The sequence below is a fragment of the Alteraquisediminimonas sediminicola genome (genome assembly GCF_019740335.1).
Classification (GTDB): Bacteria; Pseudomonadota; Alphaproteobacteria; order Sphingomonadales; family Sphingomonadaceae; genus Alteraquisediminimonas; species Alteraquisediminimonas sediminicola.
Genome location: NZ_JAHXZS010000005.1, coordinates 69,154 through 86,051 on the forward strand (window position 1 = coordinate 69,154; position 16,898 = coordinate 86,051).

The 16,898-nt window shown below is 60.9% G+C and carries 14 protein-coding genes; 12 read left to right on the top strand and 2 right to left on the bottom strand.

Features of this window, described 5'->3' with window-relative positions; all coding sequences use genetic code 11:
• Positions 1–24: 24 nt before the first annotated feature.
• The 6 genes from K6117_RS10750 to K6117_RS10775 all read left to right on the top strand — a co-directional run bounded on the left by K6117_RS10750 (position 25) and on the right by K6117_RS10775 (position 8,135).
• On the top strand, positions 25–2,727 hold the full coding sequence (locus K6117_RS10750) for a bifunctional [glutamine synthetase] adenylyltransferase/[glutamine synthetase]-adenylyl-L-tyrosine phosphorylase (protein WP_221794850.1): 2,703 nt from the start codon (positions 25–27) through the stop codon (positions 2,725–2,727).
• A complete protein-coding gene (locus tag K6117_RS10755) occupies positions 2,727–3,191 on the top strand; it encodes a peroxiredoxin (RefSeq protein WP_221794852.1) in 465 nt (154 codons plus the stop codon). Before K6117_RS10750 ends, K6117_RS10755 begins: the two co-directional genes overlap by 1 nt.
• 369 nt (positions 3,192–3,560) lie before the next feature.
• Positions 3,561–4,304: a M23 family metallopeptidase gene (locus K6117_RS10760; protein ID WP_221794855.1), complete on the top strand. Its 744-nt coding sequence runs from the start codon at positions 3,561–3,563 to the stop codon at positions 4,302–4,304.
• A 263-nt stretch (positions 4,305–4,567) separates the two neighbouring features.
• Positions 4,568–6,448: a signal peptide peptidase SppA gene (sppA, locus tag K6117_RS10765; RefSeq protein WP_246605040.1), complete on the top strand. Its 1,881-nt coding sequence runs from the start codon at positions 4,568–4,570 to the stop codon at positions 6,446–6,448.
• On the top strand, positions 6,448–7,011 hold the full coding sequence (locus K6117_RS10770) for a GNAT family N-acetyltransferase (RefSeq protein ID WP_221794860.1): 564 nt from the start codon (positions 6,448–6,450) through the stop codon (positions 7,009–7,011). The genes sppA and K6117_RS10770 overlap by 1 nt, the downstream gene beginning before the upstream one ends.
• Positions 7,012–7,049: 38 nt before the next feature.
• A complete protein-coding gene (locus K6117_RS10775) occupies positions 7,050–8,135 on the top strand; it encodes a PA0069 family radical SAM protein (RefSeq protein WP_221794862.1) in 1,086 nt (361 codons plus the stop codon).
• Here the strand turns inward: K6117_RS10775 and K6117_RS10780 are convergent.
• Positions 8,122–9,015: a LysR family transcriptional regulator gene (locus K6117_RS10780; protein ID WP_221794864.1), complete on the bottom strand. Its 894-nt coding sequence runs from the start codon at positions 9,013–9,015 to the stop codon at positions 8,122–8,124. The genes K6117_RS10775 and K6117_RS10780 overlap by 14 nt on opposite strands.
• Positions 9,016–9,270: 255 nt before the next feature.
• Between K6117_RS10780 and K6117_RS10785 the strand changes: the two genes are divergently transcribed.
• The 6 genes from K6117_RS10785 to K6117_RS10810 all read left to right on the top strand — a co-directional run bounded on the left by K6117_RS10785 (position 9,271) and on the right by K6117_RS10810 (position 15,118).
• Positions 9,271–10,701: an aldehyde dehydrogenase family protein gene (locus K6117_RS10785; protein WP_221794866.1), complete on the top strand. Its 1,431-nt coding sequence runs from the start codon at positions 9,271–9,273 to the stop codon at positions 10,699–10,701.
• A 142-nt stretch (positions 10,702–10,843) separates the two neighbouring features.
• Positions 10,844–11,986, top strand: a complete 1,143-nt coding sequence (locus K6117_RS10790) for an acyl-CoA dehydrogenase family protein (protein WP_221794868.1) — start codon at positions 10,844–10,846, stop codon at positions 11,984–11,986.
• Entirely contained in the window at positions 11,986–13,029 is a 1,044-nt protein-coding gene (locus K6117_RS10795) for an enoyl-CoA hydratase/isomerase family protein (RefSeq protein ID WP_221794870.1), read from the top strand. Before K6117_RS10790 ends, K6117_RS10795 begins: the two co-directional genes overlap by 1 nt.
• On the top strand, positions 13,026–13,799 hold the full coding sequence (locus tag K6117_RS10800; protein ID WP_221794873.1) for an enoyl-CoA hydratase-related protein: 774 nt from the start codon (positions 13,026–13,028) through the stop codon (positions 13,797–13,799). Before K6117_RS10795 ends, K6117_RS10800 begins: the two co-directional genes overlap by 4 nt.
• Positions 13,800–13,833: 34 nt before the next feature.
• Positions 13,834–14,715 carry a 3-hydroxyisobutyrate dehydrogenase gene (gene mmsB / locus K6117_RS10805; RefSeq protein WP_221794874.1) on the top strand — a complete coding sequence of 294 codons (882 nt, stop codon included), beginning with the start codon at positions 13,834–13,836 and terminating at the stop codon, positions 14,713–14,715.
• 91 nt (positions 14,716–14,806) lie between these two features.
• Entirely contained in the window at positions 14,807–15,118 is a 312-nt protein-coding gene (locus K6117_RS10810; protein ID WP_221794876.1) for an alkylphosphonate utilization protein, read from the top strand.
• Between the two features lie 297 nt (positions 15,119–15,415).
• Here the strand turns inward: K6117_RS10810 and K6117_RS10815 are convergent, their stop codons facing one another.
• A complete protein-coding gene (locus K6117_RS10815) occupies positions 15,416–16,837 on the bottom strand; it encodes an efflux transporter outer membrane subunit (protein WP_221794878.1) in 1,422 nt (473 codons plus the stop codon).
• Positions 16,838–16,898 lie beyond the last annotated feature (61 nt).

Consider the following 16,898-nt stretch of genomic DNA (forward strand, 5'->3'; position numbering starts at 1 on the left):
AATGAATTGCGCTAAGCCATAGCCATGACCGCCGATATTGCCAACGCGCTTCAGCGTGCAAACGCTCATTCGCCCTTCCTGCGCCGCCTGATCGAAAAACAGCCAGAGGTCGTGGACCGATTGGCGGGCGGTGATGTGTGGGGGGCCCTTGCCCTTGGCCGCGCACAGGCGCTGGCGATTGATGATGTAGGCATCTCGCTCCGCCGCGAACGCGATGCCGTCGCCTTATGCACCGCGATTGGCGATCTGGCGGGGGTGTTAAGCTTTGAAGAGATCACCCATGCCTTGTCCGATTTTGCCGACCGGGCGCTCGACAAGGCGCTGAATCAAGCCTTTCACGAACGCATGCCGGGAGAAGCGCCGCGCGGTTTTGCCATCATCGGCCTTGGCAAGCATGGCAGTCGCGAACTCAATTATTCATCCGACATCGATCCGATTTTCCTGTTTGATCCGAACACCCTGCCGCGCCGCGAACGCGACGAGCCGGTCGAGGCCGCCGTGCGCCTCGGCAAAAGGGTGATCGACCTGCTCCAGACCCGCACCGCCGATGGCTATGCGTTTCGCGTCGATTTGCGCCTGCGCCCCTCGCCAGAGGCAACGCCGATTGCCCTGCCGGTCGAATCCGCAATCAATTATTATGAATCAATGGCCCTGCCATGGGAGCGCGCGGCGTTCATCCGCTCCCGCCCGGCGGCGGGAGATACACAGCTCGGCCAATATTTCCTCGATCAATTGCGCCCGTTCGTCTGGCGGCGCTCGCTTGATTTCGGGGCGATCAACGAAATTCGCGGCATTTCCCGGCGCATCCGCGATCATTATGCACAGGGTCAGGCCTTTGGCCCCGGCTATGATCTGAAACGCGGGCGCGGCGGGATTCGCGAATGCGAATTTTTCGCCCAGATCCACCAGATGATCCATGGCGGGCGCGATCCCGTGCTCCGCACCCCGGCCACGCTCGATGCGCTGCATGCGCTGGCGGCACATGGTCGGATCGGCGCGGATGAGGCGGAGGCGCTCGCCAATGCCTATATCTATTATCGCCAGATCGAACATCGCCTGCAAATGGTCGACGACCGTCAGACCCACAGCCTGCCCGACAATGCGGATGCCATCAACAATGTCGCTCGCCTTCATGGATTGGCGGATGCGGACGCGCTGCTCGCCTCGCTCCGTCCCCATATCGACAAGGTTGGCCATATCTATGACAGCTTAAGCGATGACGGGAACACCGGCTTTACGCAGGACCCCGAACTAATGCTGGAACGCTGCACGGCCTTGGGCTTCCCCGATCCTGCGGCAACGAGCGCACGCATCACCAGTTGGCGCACCGACCGGGTGCGTTGCCTCCGCACCCCGGCGGCGCGCGATGCGTTTGAGGCGATGCTGCCGAACCTCTTGGCGGCCCTTGGCAAGGCCCCCGATCCGACCAGCGCGGTCAATCGCTTTGATAATCTGCTGACCCGCATCCCGACCGGGATCAACCTGTTCCGGCTGTTGGAGGCGCGTCCGGCGCTCGCCACCCTTTTGGCGAATATTCTCGGCCTTGCTCCCGCACTGGCCGAAGATCTGGCGCGGCGCCCGGCGCTGTTGGAAGGGCTGATCGACGCCCGCGCATTTGAGCCGACCGCCCCCCTTGCCGATCTCATCGCCAAATTTCGCGACAGCGGCGAAAAGGACGAGGATTATCAGCAATTGCTCGACCGCGTCCGCCAACAGGTCGGCGATGAACGCTTTGCCTTGGGCGTGCAATTGGTCGAAGGCACGTCCGACCCGATGGACGTAGCGCAAGGATATAGCCGGATTGCCGAGGCCGCATTGCAGGTGCTGACCGATGCCACCATCGCCGAATTTGAATTGACCCATGGCAAGGTGGCGGGCGGCGAACTGGTCATTCTCGCGCTCGGGCGGCTGGGCGGTGGGGCGCTGACCCATGCCTCGGACCTTGATCTGGTATTCCTCTTCACCGGCGATCACGCGACCGAATCCGATGGCCGCAAGCCCTTGGGCGCGACGCAATATTTCAACCGCCTGTCGCAACGTATCATCGCCGCGATGAGCGTTTCGACGGCGGCTGGCCCGCTTTATGAGGTCGATACCAGACTGCGACCCAATGGCGCGCAAGGTCTGTTGGCGGTCAATTTCGAGAGCTTCGAGACATATCAGCTCCATCAGGCCTGGACATGGGAGCATATGGCCCTGACCCGCGCCCGCATCGTGTTCGGCTCCCTTGATGCCCGTGCATCTTTGCAAACAATCGTGGACAAGGCGCTCCATCTGCCCCGCGACCCCGCCAAATTGCTCGCCGATATCGTCAAGATGCGGCGCGACATGGCCAAGCACAAGCCGCCCAAGGGCGATCTTGATGTCAAGCTGGCGGACGGCGGGCTGGTCGATCTCGAATTCACGCTGCACTTGCTGCAACTCACCCATCGCACCGGCCTGTCGCCGGTGCTGGGTCAGGCCGTGGCGGCACTGGTCGAGGCCGGGCTGCTGCCCGCGCAGATGATCGAGGCACATCGCCTGTTGGGCAGGATGCTGGTCGCGCTACGGCTGATCGCGCCCGATAGCCAGAATGTGCCAGAGGCCGCCAAGCCGGTCGTTGCCCATGGCTGTGGCCGCGCAAATTGGGAAAGCCTGCTTGCCGATTACACCGCGGCACGGCACAGCATCGCGACCATCTGGCACGGCTTTGCAGATCAATTACCCCCGGAACAGGAAACGGCATAATGGCGAATATTGGCGAAACTGCCCCCGATGTAGCGATGACCACTATTGATGGCGGCAATTGGCGGCCATCGGATGCCAAGGGCCGCAAATTGGTCGTCTATTTCTACCCCAAGGACGACACCCCCGGCTGCACGACCGAGGCCAAGGACTTTTCCGCATTGGCGGATGCGTATGCGGCGGCGGATGTGTTGGTCGTCGGCGTCTCCAAAGACCCACCCGCCAAACATGCGAAATTCGCGGCCAAGCATGAACTGAAAATCCAGCTCGTCTCCGATCTGGATGGATCGGTCTGCGAAGCATGGGGCACATGGATCGAAAAGTCGCTTTATGGTCGGCAATATATGGGCATCGACCGCGCCACCTTCCTGATCGACCGCGATGGCCGGATCAATCAGATCTGGCGCAAGGTGAAGGTCAAGGGCCATGCCGAGATCGTGCTGGAGGCTGCCAAGGCGCTTGGCTGATCCGTCTCAACTGCCGCCAAATCCGTGCCGGTTTGCCCCGCACGGATGCGGCGCAGACGAGAAACTGACACCCGTCACATATCCAAAAATCCTGTTTGAACAATGCGTCCGAAGGTCAAACCGGGCTGCGCAACCGTCTCCATTCAGCCTCGATTCAACGACTCAACGCATCGACGACCCGTTCTGTCCCGCGAATATGCACCAAGGCTTGCCCATCGTCCGGGATACAGACATGACGACACATCGTTTAATTCGATCCGATTCGGTGTCGAAATAGACGGGCGCTTTAGAATGTTTCGACCCGGCACAAGGATTTCAGTCCATGCCTGCAATCGAACATTCGTTGGTGTCGCAAAATAGGGTCGCCATATGATGAACTGCAACGGGATCAAGGCTGTGTCGTCTCGCCTGCGCCTTTGGGACCGCAAGCAGATGAACGTCGCTGCCCATATCGGTTTTGCCGCCCTTGCCACTTTGTGCGTCACGTCGATCAACCTCTCAACCGCCAACGCCGCCAGCGCGCCCGCCGCGAATGGTTTAGCCGTCGGCGGTCCGTTCGAAGCGATCACCGGTCGCGCCGATCCGGCGTTCAAGGCCTTGTTCCAATCATGGAAGAAGCTGGACCAGATCGAAACCGGCGTCATCGCCATTCCCTCGTCCAAGCCGGTCAAGTCGATGGTCCTGACCTCCAGCTTTGGCGTGCGGGCCGACCCGTTCAAGGGTGGCCGCGCCATGCATGCCGGCCTTGATATTTCCGGCCCGATCGGCACCCCGATCTATGCCACCGCCGATGGCATTGTTGGCCGCGCCCAATGGGCCAATGGCTATGGCAATCTTGTCGAGCTTGAACACGGCAAGGGCATCCAGACCCGTTTCGGCCATTTGTCGAAAATTCTGGTGCAGCCAATGACCCGCGTCAAGCGCGGCGATCTGATTGCGCTGATGGGTTCGACCGGCCGTTCCACCGGTAGCCATCTCCATTATGAAGTGCGCATCGACGGCCGCGCCGTGAACCCGTTACCGTTTCTTCAATCTACTGATTATTTGATGAATATTCAGGCACATGCAGCCGATTCGGTACCCGGCGTAGCCCTTGGCGGTCCGAAGCGTTAATTCATCTCCCCGTCTGATCAACATCTCGGATCAACACGCCTGATACCCCGTTACTGGTCCTCGCCAGCGGCGGGTTTTTTATTGCCCGCTATTGCCTGACGCATTTGGCCAATCTTTGGCCCCTATTCGCCAACAGGCTGAACATAATCGACGATACAAGCCCAGCGGGTGTTTACCTCGGCGCATGACCGGGTTAGCACCGGAGTGAACCAGTTCGAGGAGGAGTAATAGTGACCATCGTGCGATGGATTTGGCGTATCTTGATGGGTATCAAGAATCTGCTCGTATTGCTGTTCCTCTTATTGTTCTTTGGCCTGTTGTACGCGGTGCTGAGTTCAACCCCGACCCCCGCCATCCCATCCGAGGGTGCGCTGGTTCTCGATCTTGACGGCACCATCGTCGAACAGCCGAGCGGCACCAGCCCCGCCGCCTTGCTAAATGGTGATGCGGGTCGTCTGTCCCATGAAATCCGCTTGCGCGACGTCGTCCATGCATTGACGACCGCCGCGACCGATAAACGGGTCAAGGCGGTTGCCCTCGACCTTGATGGCTTTCTCGGTGCACAGCCCGCGGCCCTGTCGGAAATCACGACCGCGCTTGATCGCGTCAGGCAACAAGGCAAGCCGGTCATCGCCTTTGCCACCGCCTATTCCGACGACAGCTACCGCCTCGCGGCCCATGCGACCGAGGCATGGCTTGATCCATTAGGCGCGGTGGTCATCACCGGGCCGGGCGGGCAGCAACTTTATTATCGCGGCCTGATGGACAAATTGGGGATCGAAGCCCGCGTCTATCGGGTCGGCACCTATAAGGCCGCGGTCGAGCCTTATACCCGCAACGATCCATCGCCAGAGGCGCGCGCAGCCGCACAGGCATTAGCGAATGGCCTGTGGCAAGACTGGCAGAATGATGTGCGCGAAGGACGTCCAAAGGCGCGCGCCACCACCTATGTCGCTGAGATGGCCGCAGCGCTGCGCGCGCGTGGTGGCGACCTTGCCAGCCTCGCGCAGCGTTATGCGCTGGTCGATCATATTGGCGACCGCACCGCATGGAACCAGCGCATGATCGCGTTAGTCGGCGCGACAAATAGCGGGCATGCAGATCAGTCCCAGCCCCCGTTCAAGGCCATTCCCCTTGATAATTGGGTCGCCGCGCACAAGGAAAGCCACGACCATGGCGACATCGGCGTAGTCACGGTTTCCGGGCCGATCATCGATGGCGAGGCCGGTCCCGGCAGCGCGGCGGGCGACACCATCGCCGCCTTGATCCGCGAGGCCATCGCCAAAGGCAGAATCAAGGCGCTGGTCGTCCGTATCGACAGCCCCGGCGGCTCGGTCCTCGCCTCCGAACAAATTCGCCGCGCTTTGGCCGAAGCCAAGGCCCGCAACATCCCGGTCATCGCGTCGATGGGCGGCGTGGCGGCATCGGGCGGCTATTGGGTCGCGACCGCCGCCGATCAGATCATCGCCGATCCGGGGACGATCACCGGCTCCATCGGCGTATTCGGCATCTTCCCCACCTTTGAAGGGGCGATGAACAAGCTCGGCCTCCATGCAGATGGGGTGAAAACCACACCGTTCAGCGGTGAACCCGATCTCTATCATGGCCCGTCCAATGATATGAGCACGATCATCCAATCGGGGGTCGAAGACATTTATCGCCGCTTTATCGGACTGGTGGCCAAGTCACGCCACATGACGCCCGCCCGTGTCGACCAAATAGCGCAGGGCCGGGTCTGGTCCGGCAGTAATGCGCGACAATTGGGACTGGTCGATCATTTCGGCACGCTGGACGATGCCATTTTGGCTGCGGCAAAGGCGGCCAAGCTCGACCCGGCATCGGCGAAGCTCAATTTCCTTGAACCGCAGCGGTCATGGCTCGATGAACTGGCCAGTGCCGGTTTTGCCGATGTGCGACAGGTGCAGGCGGGGCCACGCGCCGGATCAGCCGATATCTGGACCCGGATCGCGGGGCGACCGTCCTTGTTGCTGGCGCGCGCCGCTTATGATGCCCGGTTCATTATCAACGGTCCCGCCATGCAGGTCCGCTGCCTTGAGTGCGACATGGCCGTAACGCCCGCATCGCCATGGACACGGGATAGAAGCGCCGACGGTCTCGCCGCCCTCTTGTTTCGGACTCTCTGATGCTCCAGTTGCGCGCCGCGACCCCCGATGATGCCGAAGACATTGCAGGCATTTATGCCCCTTATGTCGTCACCTCCGCCGTCACGTTCGAAACTACCCCGCCGACCACCAAAGAGATGCGCAAACGGATCGCCGATGGGCTGGAATTATATCCATGGATCGTCATTTGCGACGATGAAGTGCCGGATGTCGTGCTTGGCTTTGCCTATGCCACCGCGTTTCGGCCCCGCCCGGCCTATCGCTTCACCGTGTCGACAGCGGTCTATATCGCCGGTCAATCGCATCGTCAGGGATTGGGGCATATCCTGTATGAATGCCTGCTCGAAACGCTGCATGAACAAGGGTTCGTCAACGCCATCGCCGCCATTCCCCTGCCCAATGAAATCGGGATCGACCTCCATGAATCCGTCGGTTTTCAGCGGGCGGGCGTCTATCGACAGGTCGGGTTCAAATTCGGCGAATGGCATGATGTCGGCCTGTGGCAAAAAACGCTCGCCTCCGCCGCCGATGTGCCGGAAGAACCAAAGCCCTTCCCGCAAGTGGGCGTGATCAACAATAGGTAAGCATTGGTCCCCGGTGTCGCATGATGTACATATCGGCAATGGCAGGCAGGGATCATCGCAAGACCGGACGGGGCGCGACGGGGAACGCCGTATCGGGCCGGTTCGACCTGCCGGCACGCCATGATGAGGGCGATTGGCTCGATGCCCGCGATCTGATCGATGGCGAAGCGGCAGCGCCGCGCACCGAGGTCACGGTCGAACATCCGCGCACGATCATCGCCCGCAACCAATCGCCCGACATCCCGTTTGATCGCTCGATCAATCCTTATCGTGGCTGCGAACATGGCTGCGTCTATTGCTATGCCCGGCCCAGCCATACCTATCTCGATCTATCGCCCGGCCTCGATTTCGAGACCCGCCTGTTCGCCAAGCCCGACGCTGCGATATTGCTGCGGAAAGAACTGGCGAAACCGGGCTATCAGGTCCGCCCCATCGCCTTTGGCACCAATACCGATCCCTATCAGCCGATCGAACGCGACTGGCGCATCACCCGCGACTGTCTGGAGGTGCTGGCCGCTTGTCGCCACCCGGTCACCATCACCACCAAATCCGACCGCATCCTCCGCGACCTTGATCTGCTCGGTGACATGGCGGCGGCCAATCTTGCGGCAGTGGCGATTTCCGTCACCACGCTCGACCCCAAGATCGCCCAGACGCTGGAACCCCGCGCCCCGCGCCCAGATAAGAGACTGGCCGCGATCCGGGCGTTGAGCGATGCGGGCGTACCGGTATTCGCCTCGATTTCCCCAATCATTCCGGGGATCACCGATCATGAGATCGAGGCCATCCTTGCCGCCGTCGCCAAGGCCGGGGCCAAGGGCAGTTTTTACATCCCGATCCGCCTGCCGCTGGAAGTGAGCGGCATTTTTCAGGACTGGCTCGATGTGCATTACCCCGATCGCGCCAGCAAGGTGATGGCGATCATCCGGTCATTGCGCGACGGGCAGGACAATGATTCGCGCTTTTTCGGGCGGATGCAGGGCAGCGGCGTCTGGGCCGATCTGATCCGCACCCGATTCCGCATCGCCAGTCGCCAGCACGGGCTGGACCTTCACGACATCAAGCTTGATTGCAGCCAGTTCACTGCGCCCCGTCCGGACAGTCCCCAACTCAGCCTGTTCTGATCTGGTCCTGCAACGCCTGCACCCGGTGGCGCAACCATTGGGCAACCGCGCGGACACGCGACAGATTGGCAAGGTCGCTATGCGTCACAAGCCAAAAATCGCGCGTCAGTTCGACATGGTCGGGCAGGATGCGGACCAACCCCGGATCGCGGTCACCGATGAAATCAGGCAACACGCCAATCCCCGCGCCATGGCTGATCATCTGGTGCTGGACGTTGATGCTCGTACTGCGCAGCACGGCCTCCAGCCCGGTCAGCACCTCGCCCAGATAATCCAGTTCCGGCGCATAGATCAGTTCGGGAATATAGCCGACCAGCACATGGCGACGCAGATCGGCAGGACGGCGCGGCGTGCCTTGCGCGGCGAGATAGGACCGCGCCGCATACAGATGCAGGCGATAATCGCCGAGCAATTGCACCACCAGCCGCCCGCGCTGGGGCCGGGCCAGCATCACCGCCATATCCGCCTCGCGCTTGGACGGGTTGAGAAAGCCGGATGCCGTGATGAGGTCGAGCCGGATGCGCGGATTGGATTGGTGAAATTCGCGCATCGCCGGGGCCAGCACCCATGTCCCGAAGCCCTCCGCCACCGACAGGCGGACCTGCCCGGCAAGGCTTTGGGATTCGCCCGTCACCTGCGCCACGGCGGACAGGGCCGCGCTTTCGACCGCTTCTGCATGGCGAAACAGCGCATGGCCGGATTCCGTAAGCCGCCGCGCACCGCCTGCCTGTTCGAACAGATTCGCGCCCAACGCCTCGCCCAATCGGGTCAGCCGCCGACCAACAGTGGTCGCATCCAGTTCCAATTGACGGGCAGCATCGGCCAAGGTTCGCGACCGCGCCACGCCAAGGAAAATACGCATATCGTCCCAATCGAACATCCCACCCCCTCATGCTGCAATTTTGCAGTCTATCGATGCGGAGATGCACTCTTGCGGGCATTTTCACAATAGGCCATAGGGCGCCGTCACCGAGACGTCGATTCTGGCGTCTCATTTGTTGCATGCCCAAGTGCCGAGCGCCGAACTTCGCCGCATTGCCGTGGCGATCCCTTCTGGAAGCGGCTAGAAAGCATGTGAAACGAGTCGTCAGGCCGCAGCAATCGGCAGGACGCAGCATCAGGAGCGGATTTCATCATGGCACAGCCAGCTTCCATCCCATCAGCAGACGAACGTCCCGATTACGCTGAAATCGCCGCCTTGGTTGCGCGCTCACGCGCTGCACAGGAAAAGATCGCCAATTATACGCAAGCACAGGTCGATGAACTGATCCGTGGCATGGTCTGGGCCGTGGCCAAGGAAGATGTCGCCGAAATGATCGCCCAGCACACGGTCGATGAAAGCCAGCTCGGCAATTACGACGGCAAATATCTCAAGATTTTCCGCAAGACCCGTGCGGCCCTGCTCGACATCATCAACGACAAGTCGGTTGGCGTGATCGAAGAAGATGCCGAACGCAACATCATCAAGATCGCCAAGCCGGTCGGCGTGATCGGCGCCTTGTCGCCATCGACCAACCCGGAAGCAACCCCGGTGATCAAGGGTATTTCGGCGGTGAAGGGTCGCAACTCGATCATCATCGCGCCGCACCCGCGTTGCAAGCTGACCAACAAGCTGATCTGCGACCTGATGCGCGAAGCGCTGGTCAAGCTCGGCGCGCCTGCCGATCTCGTGATCAGCATCGACAGCCCATCGGTTGAAAAGACCAACGAACTGATGCGCCAGTGCGACCGCGTGCTCGCCACTGGCGGCAGCGCGATGGTGACCGCCGCCTATTCGTCGGGCACCCCGGCGCTTGGCGTTGGCGTCGGTAATGCCGTCATCACCGTTGACGATACCGCCGACCTTGACGATGCCGCTGAAAAGATCCGCATCTCCAAGACCCTCGATCTCGCGGCCAGCTGCTCTTCGGACAACAGCGTCGTCCTGTTTGATGCGATCTATGATGACATGCTGGCCAAGCTGGAACATCAAGGCGGCTATGTCGTCACCCCGGAAGAAAAGGTTCTGTTGCAGAACACCATCTGGGTAGATGGCCATCTCAATACCGCGATTGTTGCCCAGCCGCCGGAAAAGATCGCTGGCATGGCCGGCATCGGCCTGCCGGAAGGCAAGCGCTTCTTCATCGTACCGGAAACCGGCTTTGGCCCGGAATATCCGTTCTCGGGTGAAAAGCTGTCGGTCGTCATGGCGCTCTATCGCGTCAAGGACATCGATGAAGCGATTGCGCTCACCAACAACATCCAGTCCTATCAGGGCCAGGGCCATAGCTGCGGTATCTATTCCAACTCGGATGACAATATCCTGAAGCTGGCCAAGGCAACCAAGACCTCGCGCGTCATGGTCAACCAGCCGCAGGCACCGTCCAATTCGGGCAATTTGTGGAATGGCATGCGCCAGACCTTCTCGCTCGGTTGCGGTAGCTGGGGCGGCAATGGCACCAACAACAACATCACATGGCGCGACCTGATCAACGAAACCTGGGTCTCCAAGCCGCTGGCCGTCGCCAAGACGATCCCGAGCGACGAAGAGCTGTTCGGGGACGTGATCGCCAAGCTGGCCAAGTGAGCGCCTTGAACTTGACGATCCATAGGTAAAGCGCACAAACGCCCGTGACGGCTCGTCCGTTGCGGGCGTTTTTGTGCGCGACACATGCAATACCAATGCATGAAGCTCAAATTGAGGACGATATGCGTCCAAGGGGGGAATGATGACCAGCCAGTATGATCTGACCGAAGATCAGCTTGCCATTCAGGATATGGCACAAAAATTCACGGCAGACGCGATCACGCCCTTTGCCGCGAAATGGGACGAAGAACATCATTTCCCGCGCGATGTGATCAAATCCGCCGCCGATCTCGGTTTTGGCGGGATTTACGTATCGGAAAATTCGGGCGGGATCGGCCTTGGCCGTCTCGAATCGGCGATCATCATGGAAGCCATGGCCTATGGCTGCCCATCGACCTCGGCGTTCATCTCGATCCACAACATGGCCACTTGGATGATCGATTGCTATGGCAATCAGGCGCTCAAGGACCAATATCTCCCCGGTCTCATCGCGATGGATCAGATTGCATCCTATTGCCTGACCGAGGCAGGCGCAGGGTCGGACGCGGCCTCGCTCAAGACCAAGGCGGTCAAGGATGGCGATGATTATCTCATCACCGGGTCGAAACAGTTCATCTCCGGCGGCGGCGAAAACGAAGTCTATGTGACGATGTGCCGTACCAGCGAAGATGGTGCCAAGGGCATCAGCTGCTTCGTTATCGACAAGGATATGCCGGGCGTCAGCTTTGGCGCGCAGGAAAAGAAACTCGGCTGGCATTCGCAGCCGACCGCACAGGTCAATTTCGACAATGTCCGTGTCCCGGCAATGAACATGGTCGGCGCATTGGGCGAAGGCTTCAAGATTGCGATGGCCGGTCTTGATGGCGGTCGCCTCAACATCGGCGCGTGCTCGCTCGGCGGTGCGCAGCGCTGCCTTGACGAGGCGATCAAATATACCAAGGACCGTCGCCAGTTCGGCAAGGCGATCGCCGATTTCCAGAACACCCAGTTCACGCTGGCCGATATGGAAACCGATCTCCAGTCCGCACGGTTGATGCTCTATGCGGCGGCGGTGAAGGTCACCAACGGCGCGCCGGACAAGACCCGCTTTGCCGCCATGGCCAAGCGCCTTGCGACCGACAATGGCATGACCATCGTCGATCGCGCGCTCCAGCTGCATGGCGGCTATGGCTATTTGCAGGATTATCCGATCGAGCGCTTCTATCGCGACCTGCGCGTCCATCGCATCCTTGAAGGCACGAACGAAGTGATGCGGATGATTATTGGCCGGGAGCTGGTAAAATAATGACCGACGAACTCATCATCCGCGTTGAGGGCAAGGCGGGGCAGATCAGCCTCAACCGCCCCAAGGCGATCCACGCGCTGACCCTGCCGATGGTGCATGGCATGGTTGAAGTGCTGACCAACTGGGCCAATGACCCTGCCATCGGCGCGATCATCCTTGATCATGCGGAAGGCCGTGGCTTTTGCGCCGGGGGTGATATTCGCATCCTGTCCGAATCCGCCGCCAAGGATGGGGTCGATGGCCGTCGCTTTTTCTATGATGAATATCAGCTCAACAATCTGATGTTCACTTATGGCAAGCCGATCATCGCCTTTATGGATGGCATCACAATGGGTGGTGGCGTCGGCATTTCCCAGCCTGCGCGTTTCCGCGTCGTGACGGAAAATACCCGTTTTGCCATGCCGGAAACGGGCATCGGCCTGTTCCCCGATGTCGGTGGCGGCTGGTATCTGTCGCATCTTGAAGGCCGGGTCGGCCAGTATCTCGGCCTGACTGGCGCGCGCATCGACGGGGCGGAATGCCTCGCTCTGGGCCTTGCCACCCATTATCTGCCTGCTGACGCATTGGCAGAAGCCAAGGCGCGGATCGCCGATGATCCCGAACGGGCCGAAGGCATTCTCGGCCAATTGTCCATCACCCCGCCAGAAGCGAAGATCACCGCCCATATCGCCCAGATCAACCGCGCCTTTGCATCCGATCGGTTCGAAGACATCATCGCCGCCTTGGAAGCCGATGGCTCGGATTGGGCGTTGAAGGAACTGGCCACGCTCAACACCAAATCGCCCCAGACCTGCAAGGTCACGCTGCGCCAATTGGCGCTGGGCGGGCAATGCGCGACCTTTGCCGATAATATGGCGATTGAATATCGCATTGCCTCACGCATGCTGATGTGCCCCGACTTTTCGGAAGGCGTGCGTGCCGTCATCGTTGAAAAAGACAATGCCCCGAAATGGAATCCGGCGACGCCTGCCGATGTTTCCGAAGACTTTCTGGACGCGATTTTCGCGCCCCTTCCCGCCAATGAAGAATGGAAACCGCTATGAGCTATGAAACCATCCTCGTCGAACAACGCGACGCCGTTACCCTTGTCACGCTCAACCGCCCGCAGGCGCTGAACGCGTTGAACAGTCAGGTGCTGGCCGATTTGATCGTCGCCTTTGCCGCTTATGACGCCGACCCAAGCCAGCGCTGCCTCGTGCTGACCGGTTCGGAAAAGGCCTTTGCCGCTGGTGCCGACATCAAGGAAATGCAGCCCAAGGCCTTCTCGGCCATGTATAGCGAAAACTTCTTCGCGGGTTTTGAACGCGTGACCGGCACGCGCAAGCCGTGGATCGCCGCCGTGGCGGGCTTTGCGCTTGGCGGCGGTTGCGAATTGGCAATGATGGCCGATCTCATCATCGCGGGCGACAATGCCAAGTTCGGCCAGCCAGAAATCAAGCTCGGCGTGGCCCCCGGCATGGGCGGCTCGCAACGCCTGACCCGCGCCGTCGGCAAGTCCAAGGCCATGGATATGTGCCTGACCGGCCGTATGATGGACGCTGCCGAAGCTGAACGCGCCAGCCTCGTTTCGCGCATCGTGCCGGTGGCGGACCTGTTGACGGAGGCGTTGAAAACCGCCGCTTCCATCGCCGCCATGCCCCCGCTTGCCGCCATCGCCAACAAGGAAATGGTCAACGCCGCGTTTGAAACCAATCTCAACATGGGCATGTTGTTCGAACGCCGTTTGTTCAACGGGCTGTGCGCCACCGACGACAAGGCCGAAGGCATGACCGCTTTTGTCGAAAAGCGCCCCGGCAACTGGACCGGCAAATAAGCCGCGCCGTTCTGCATCATTTAAAGGATCACATATGAGCACCATCGCATTTATCGGTCTTGGCAATATGGGCGGCGGCATGGCGGCCAACCTCGTCAAGGGCGGCCACATTGTCCACGCATTCGATCTCGCGGAAGCCGCGCTCGCCAAGGCGGCTGAAGCAGGCTGCAAGCCGTTCACCACGGTGAAGGAAGCGGTTGCGGGCGTCGATGCGGTGGTGTCGATGCTGCCCAATGGCAAGATCGTGCAGGCCGTGTATGAAAATGACGTGATCGGCCATGCCCCGGCGGGCGCATTGCTGCTCGATTGTTCGACCATCGACGTCGCGACAGCGCGCGCTGTGGCAGCCGCCGCAACCGCCAAGGGCTATCCGATGGTCGATGCGCCGGTTTCGGGCGGGATCGCCGCTGCCAATGGTGGCACGCTGACCTTCATGGTCGGTGGCCCGGACGATGCGTTCAAGGCCGCCGAACCGATCCTCGCCAAAATGGGCAAGGCCGTGATCCATGCCGGTGCCGCAGGGGCAGGACAAGCCGTCAAGATCTGCAACAACATGCTGTTGGGTGCCTCGATGGTCGCAACCTGCGAAGCCTTTGCGCTGGCGGAAAAGCTCGGCCTTGATCTCCAGACCTTCTATGACATCTCCAGCGTGTCGTCGGGTCAGAATTGGTCGATGACCAGCTATTGCCCGGTGCCGGGCGTTGGCCCGTCTTCGCCCGCTGATCGCGGCTATGAAGGCGGCTTCGCCTCGGCGTTGATGCTGAAGGACCTCAAGCTGGCGATGGAAGCAGCGCAAGGCGCGAATGCCGCCGTGCCGATGGGGGCTGCGGCTGAATCCTTCTACCAGATCCTCACCTCGGCAGGTGAAGGTGGCAAGGACTTTTCCAACATCATCAATATGCTGCGCGGTAAATAAGCGCATATTGCCGATCTGAAAAACGGGCGGGGCTGTGCTATAACGCGCGGCGCCGCCTGTTTCATATTCACACGCTGACAAGGAACGCAGCATGAGCGACCAAGAAGAAGACTATGTCTATGACGAAGCCAGCGGCGAATGGATGTCCGCTTCGGAAGCCCGCGACCGCGCCGCGACAGCCGATACCGCGACCAATGTCGTCGATAGCAATGGCACGCCACTGCAAGATGGTGACAGCGTGACGCTGATCAAGGATTTGAAGGTCAAGGGCGCAGGCCAGACGCTGAAGCGCGGCCTTGTCGTCAAGAACATCCGCCTGACCGCCAACCCGGAAGAAGTCGATTGCCGCACCGATGGCATCAAGGGTCTGGTGCTGCGGACCGAATTTTTGAAAAAGCACTAAGCTTTTTTATATCTGCTTACGGGGTCGGGCCAATTGGCGCGACCCCGTGGATTTGCAGCTTGTTATCATAGCGCAGATTCCAATAATCAGGGCCGCCATTTACGCATAAGCGGGATGTCACCCCATATCGTCCCTCGTTACTCCCGGCCCCCTATCGTCATTCCCGCGAAGGCGGGAATCCAGACAGGGTGGAGCGACAGGGATGCGCGCCCTTCGATCTGTTCGTGCTTTATGGATTCCCGCCTTCGCGGGAATGACGAGGGATGAGGGACGGCCACGACATCATAAGCCCGTAATCTATTTTGGCACAGCCCAACCAAGGCCAAGCGATTTCTGCAATCCGACATAGGCGGTCATCAACCCCGCCTCCATCACATGTACCCGTTGTTCAGATGCCAGCACATTCGTCTCGGCGGCGATAGCCTCGATCCGGCTGATCGCGCCCACCTGCGCCCGTTCATGGGCCAGCGCGGCGGTTGAACGTAGCAATTGATGCTGATGACTTGCGCGGATCAATTGCTGACGCGCAAGTCCGTAACGGGTAAGCGCACCCGCCGCATCGTTCAACGCCGCCAACACGGTGTCGCGATAGGCGGCTTCGGCTTCGTTCATATCCGCCTTGGCCCCATTGATCCGCGCGCGGGTGCGCCCGAAATCCATCAGGCTCCACCGCAACAACGGCAATGCCGCCCCAGAAAGACCATTGCGTACCGCCGTGCCGCTCAGATCCAGCAATGAAAAACCCAATAGCCCGGTCAGGCTGACCTGCGGGAATCGTGCGGCCATCGCCTGCCCCACCACGGCATTGCTGGCCGCAAGGCGGCGTTCCGCCATCCGAATATCGGGCCGACGGCGCAACAGCGATGCCGGATCGGCCACCGCAATGTCGGCGGGCGGCAGCGGCACATTGCCGACATCCGCCAAACGCGCATCAAGACCGCCCGGTTCCAACCCAAGGAGATAGGCCAACCGATCACGCGCCAGCGCCGCCGCCACGCGTCCGCCATCGGCCTCGCCCTCCGCCGTCAACAACGCCCCCTCGCGTTCATCGACCGCAGCCTGATTGGCTGCGCCTGCCTGATGCCGTTGCTGGACCAATGCCAGCCCATCCTGTTGCAACTGCACGCCGCGCACTCCCAGCGCATGGCGCTGCTGGGCCGCGCGCAGGGATGTATAAGCCTGCCCCACTTCCGCCGCGAGCTGCACCCGCGCGTCATCTCGCCCGGCCTCGGCCATGTCCGCGCGCGCGCGTCCGGCCTCGACCCCTCGTGCCAGCCGTCCGGCGAGGTCAAGCTCCCAACTCGCATCCATGCCGCCAGCCGCAAACGCGATATTCTGGTTGATCGCGCCGTCCGCGCTCTCGATCCGGCCCATCGCCGCGCCCGCAATCACGCCGATATTGGGCATGCGGTCGGCACGACGCTCGGCCAGCATCGCCCGCGCCTTGGCGATCCGGGCCTCGGCGATGGCGATGGACGGGCTATTGGCCAGCGCCTCATCCACCAATGCTGCCAATGTCGCATCGCCGACTTGATCCCACCAGCGTTGGACCGGATCATGGGCGGCCATATCCAGCGCTTGCGCCTGTGCGAAATGGCCACGCGCCACTGATATAGGGTCGACTACGGCAGGGCCTTGATAATCCGGCCCTGCGGCACAAGCGGTGGCCAGCAGGGGCGTCAGCAGCGCCATCAGGCGGAAATTGGCAATCCGGGTCATGCGATGATCGGCCCTTCTGGCTGACGAAACAAGATGAACATATGAGGGGTCGGCAACAGGC

What these genes read in the sequence shown, in the direction of transcription:
- K6117_RS10755 (WP_221794852.1), top strand. Translation starts at nt 2,727, where the DNA reads ATGGCGAATATTGGCGAAACTGCCCCCGATGTAGCGATGACCACTATT.
- K6117_RS10775 (WP_221794862.1), top strand. Translation starts at nt 7,050, where the DNA reads ATGGCAGGCAGGGATCATCGCAAGACCGGACGGGGCGCGACGGGGAAC.
- K6117_RS10770 (WP_221794860.1), top strand. Translation starts at nt 6,448, where the DNA reads ATGCTCCAGTTGCGCGCCGCGACCCCCGATGATGCCGAAGACATTGCA.
- K6117_RS10815 (WP_221794878.1), bottom strand. Translation starts at nt 16,837, where the DNA reads ATGACCCGGATTGCCAATTTCCGCCTGATGGCGCTGCTGACGCCCCTG.
- K6117_RS10810 (WP_221794876.1), top strand. Translation starts at nt 14,807, where the DNA reads ATGAGCGACCAAGAAGAAGACTATGTCTATGACGAAGCCAGCGGCGAA.
- K6117_RS10790 (WP_221794868.1), top strand. Translation starts at nt 10,844, where the DNA reads ATGACCAGCCAGTATGATCTGACCGAAGATCAGCTTGCCATTCAGGAT.
- sppA (WP_246605040.1), top strand. Translation starts at nt 4,568, where the DNA reads ATGGGTATCAAGAATCTGCTCGTATTGCTGTTCCTCTTATTGTTCTTT.
- K6117_RS10795 (WP_221794870.1), top strand. Translation starts at nt 11,986, where the DNA reads ATGACCGACGAACTCATCATCCGCGTTGAGGGCAAGGCGGGGCAGATC.
- mmsB (WP_221794874.1), top strand. Translation starts at nt 13,834, where the DNA reads ATGAGCACCATCGCATTTATCGGTCTTGGCAATATGGGCGGCGGCATG.
- K6117_RS10800 (WP_221794873.1), top strand. Translation starts at nt 13,026, where the DNA reads ATGAGCTATGAAACCATCCTCGTCGAACAACGCGACGCCGTTACCCTT.
- K6117_RS10750 (WP_221794850.1), top strand. Translation starts at nt 25, where the DNA reads ATGACCGCCGATATTGCCAACGCGCTTCAGCGTGCAAACGCTCATTCG.
- K6117_RS10760 (WP_221794855.1), top strand. Translation starts at nt 3,561, where the DNA reads ATGATGAACTGCAACGGGATCAAGGCTGTGTCGTCTCGCCTGCGCCTT.
- K6117_RS10785 (WP_221794866.1), top strand. Translation starts at nt 9,271, where the DNA reads ATGGCACAGCCAGCTTCCATCCCATCAGCAGACGAACGTCCCGATTAC.
- K6117_RS10780 (WP_221794864.1), bottom strand. Translation starts at nt 9,015, where the DNA reads ATGTTCGATTGGGACGATATGCGTATTTTCCTTGGCGTGGCGCGGTCG.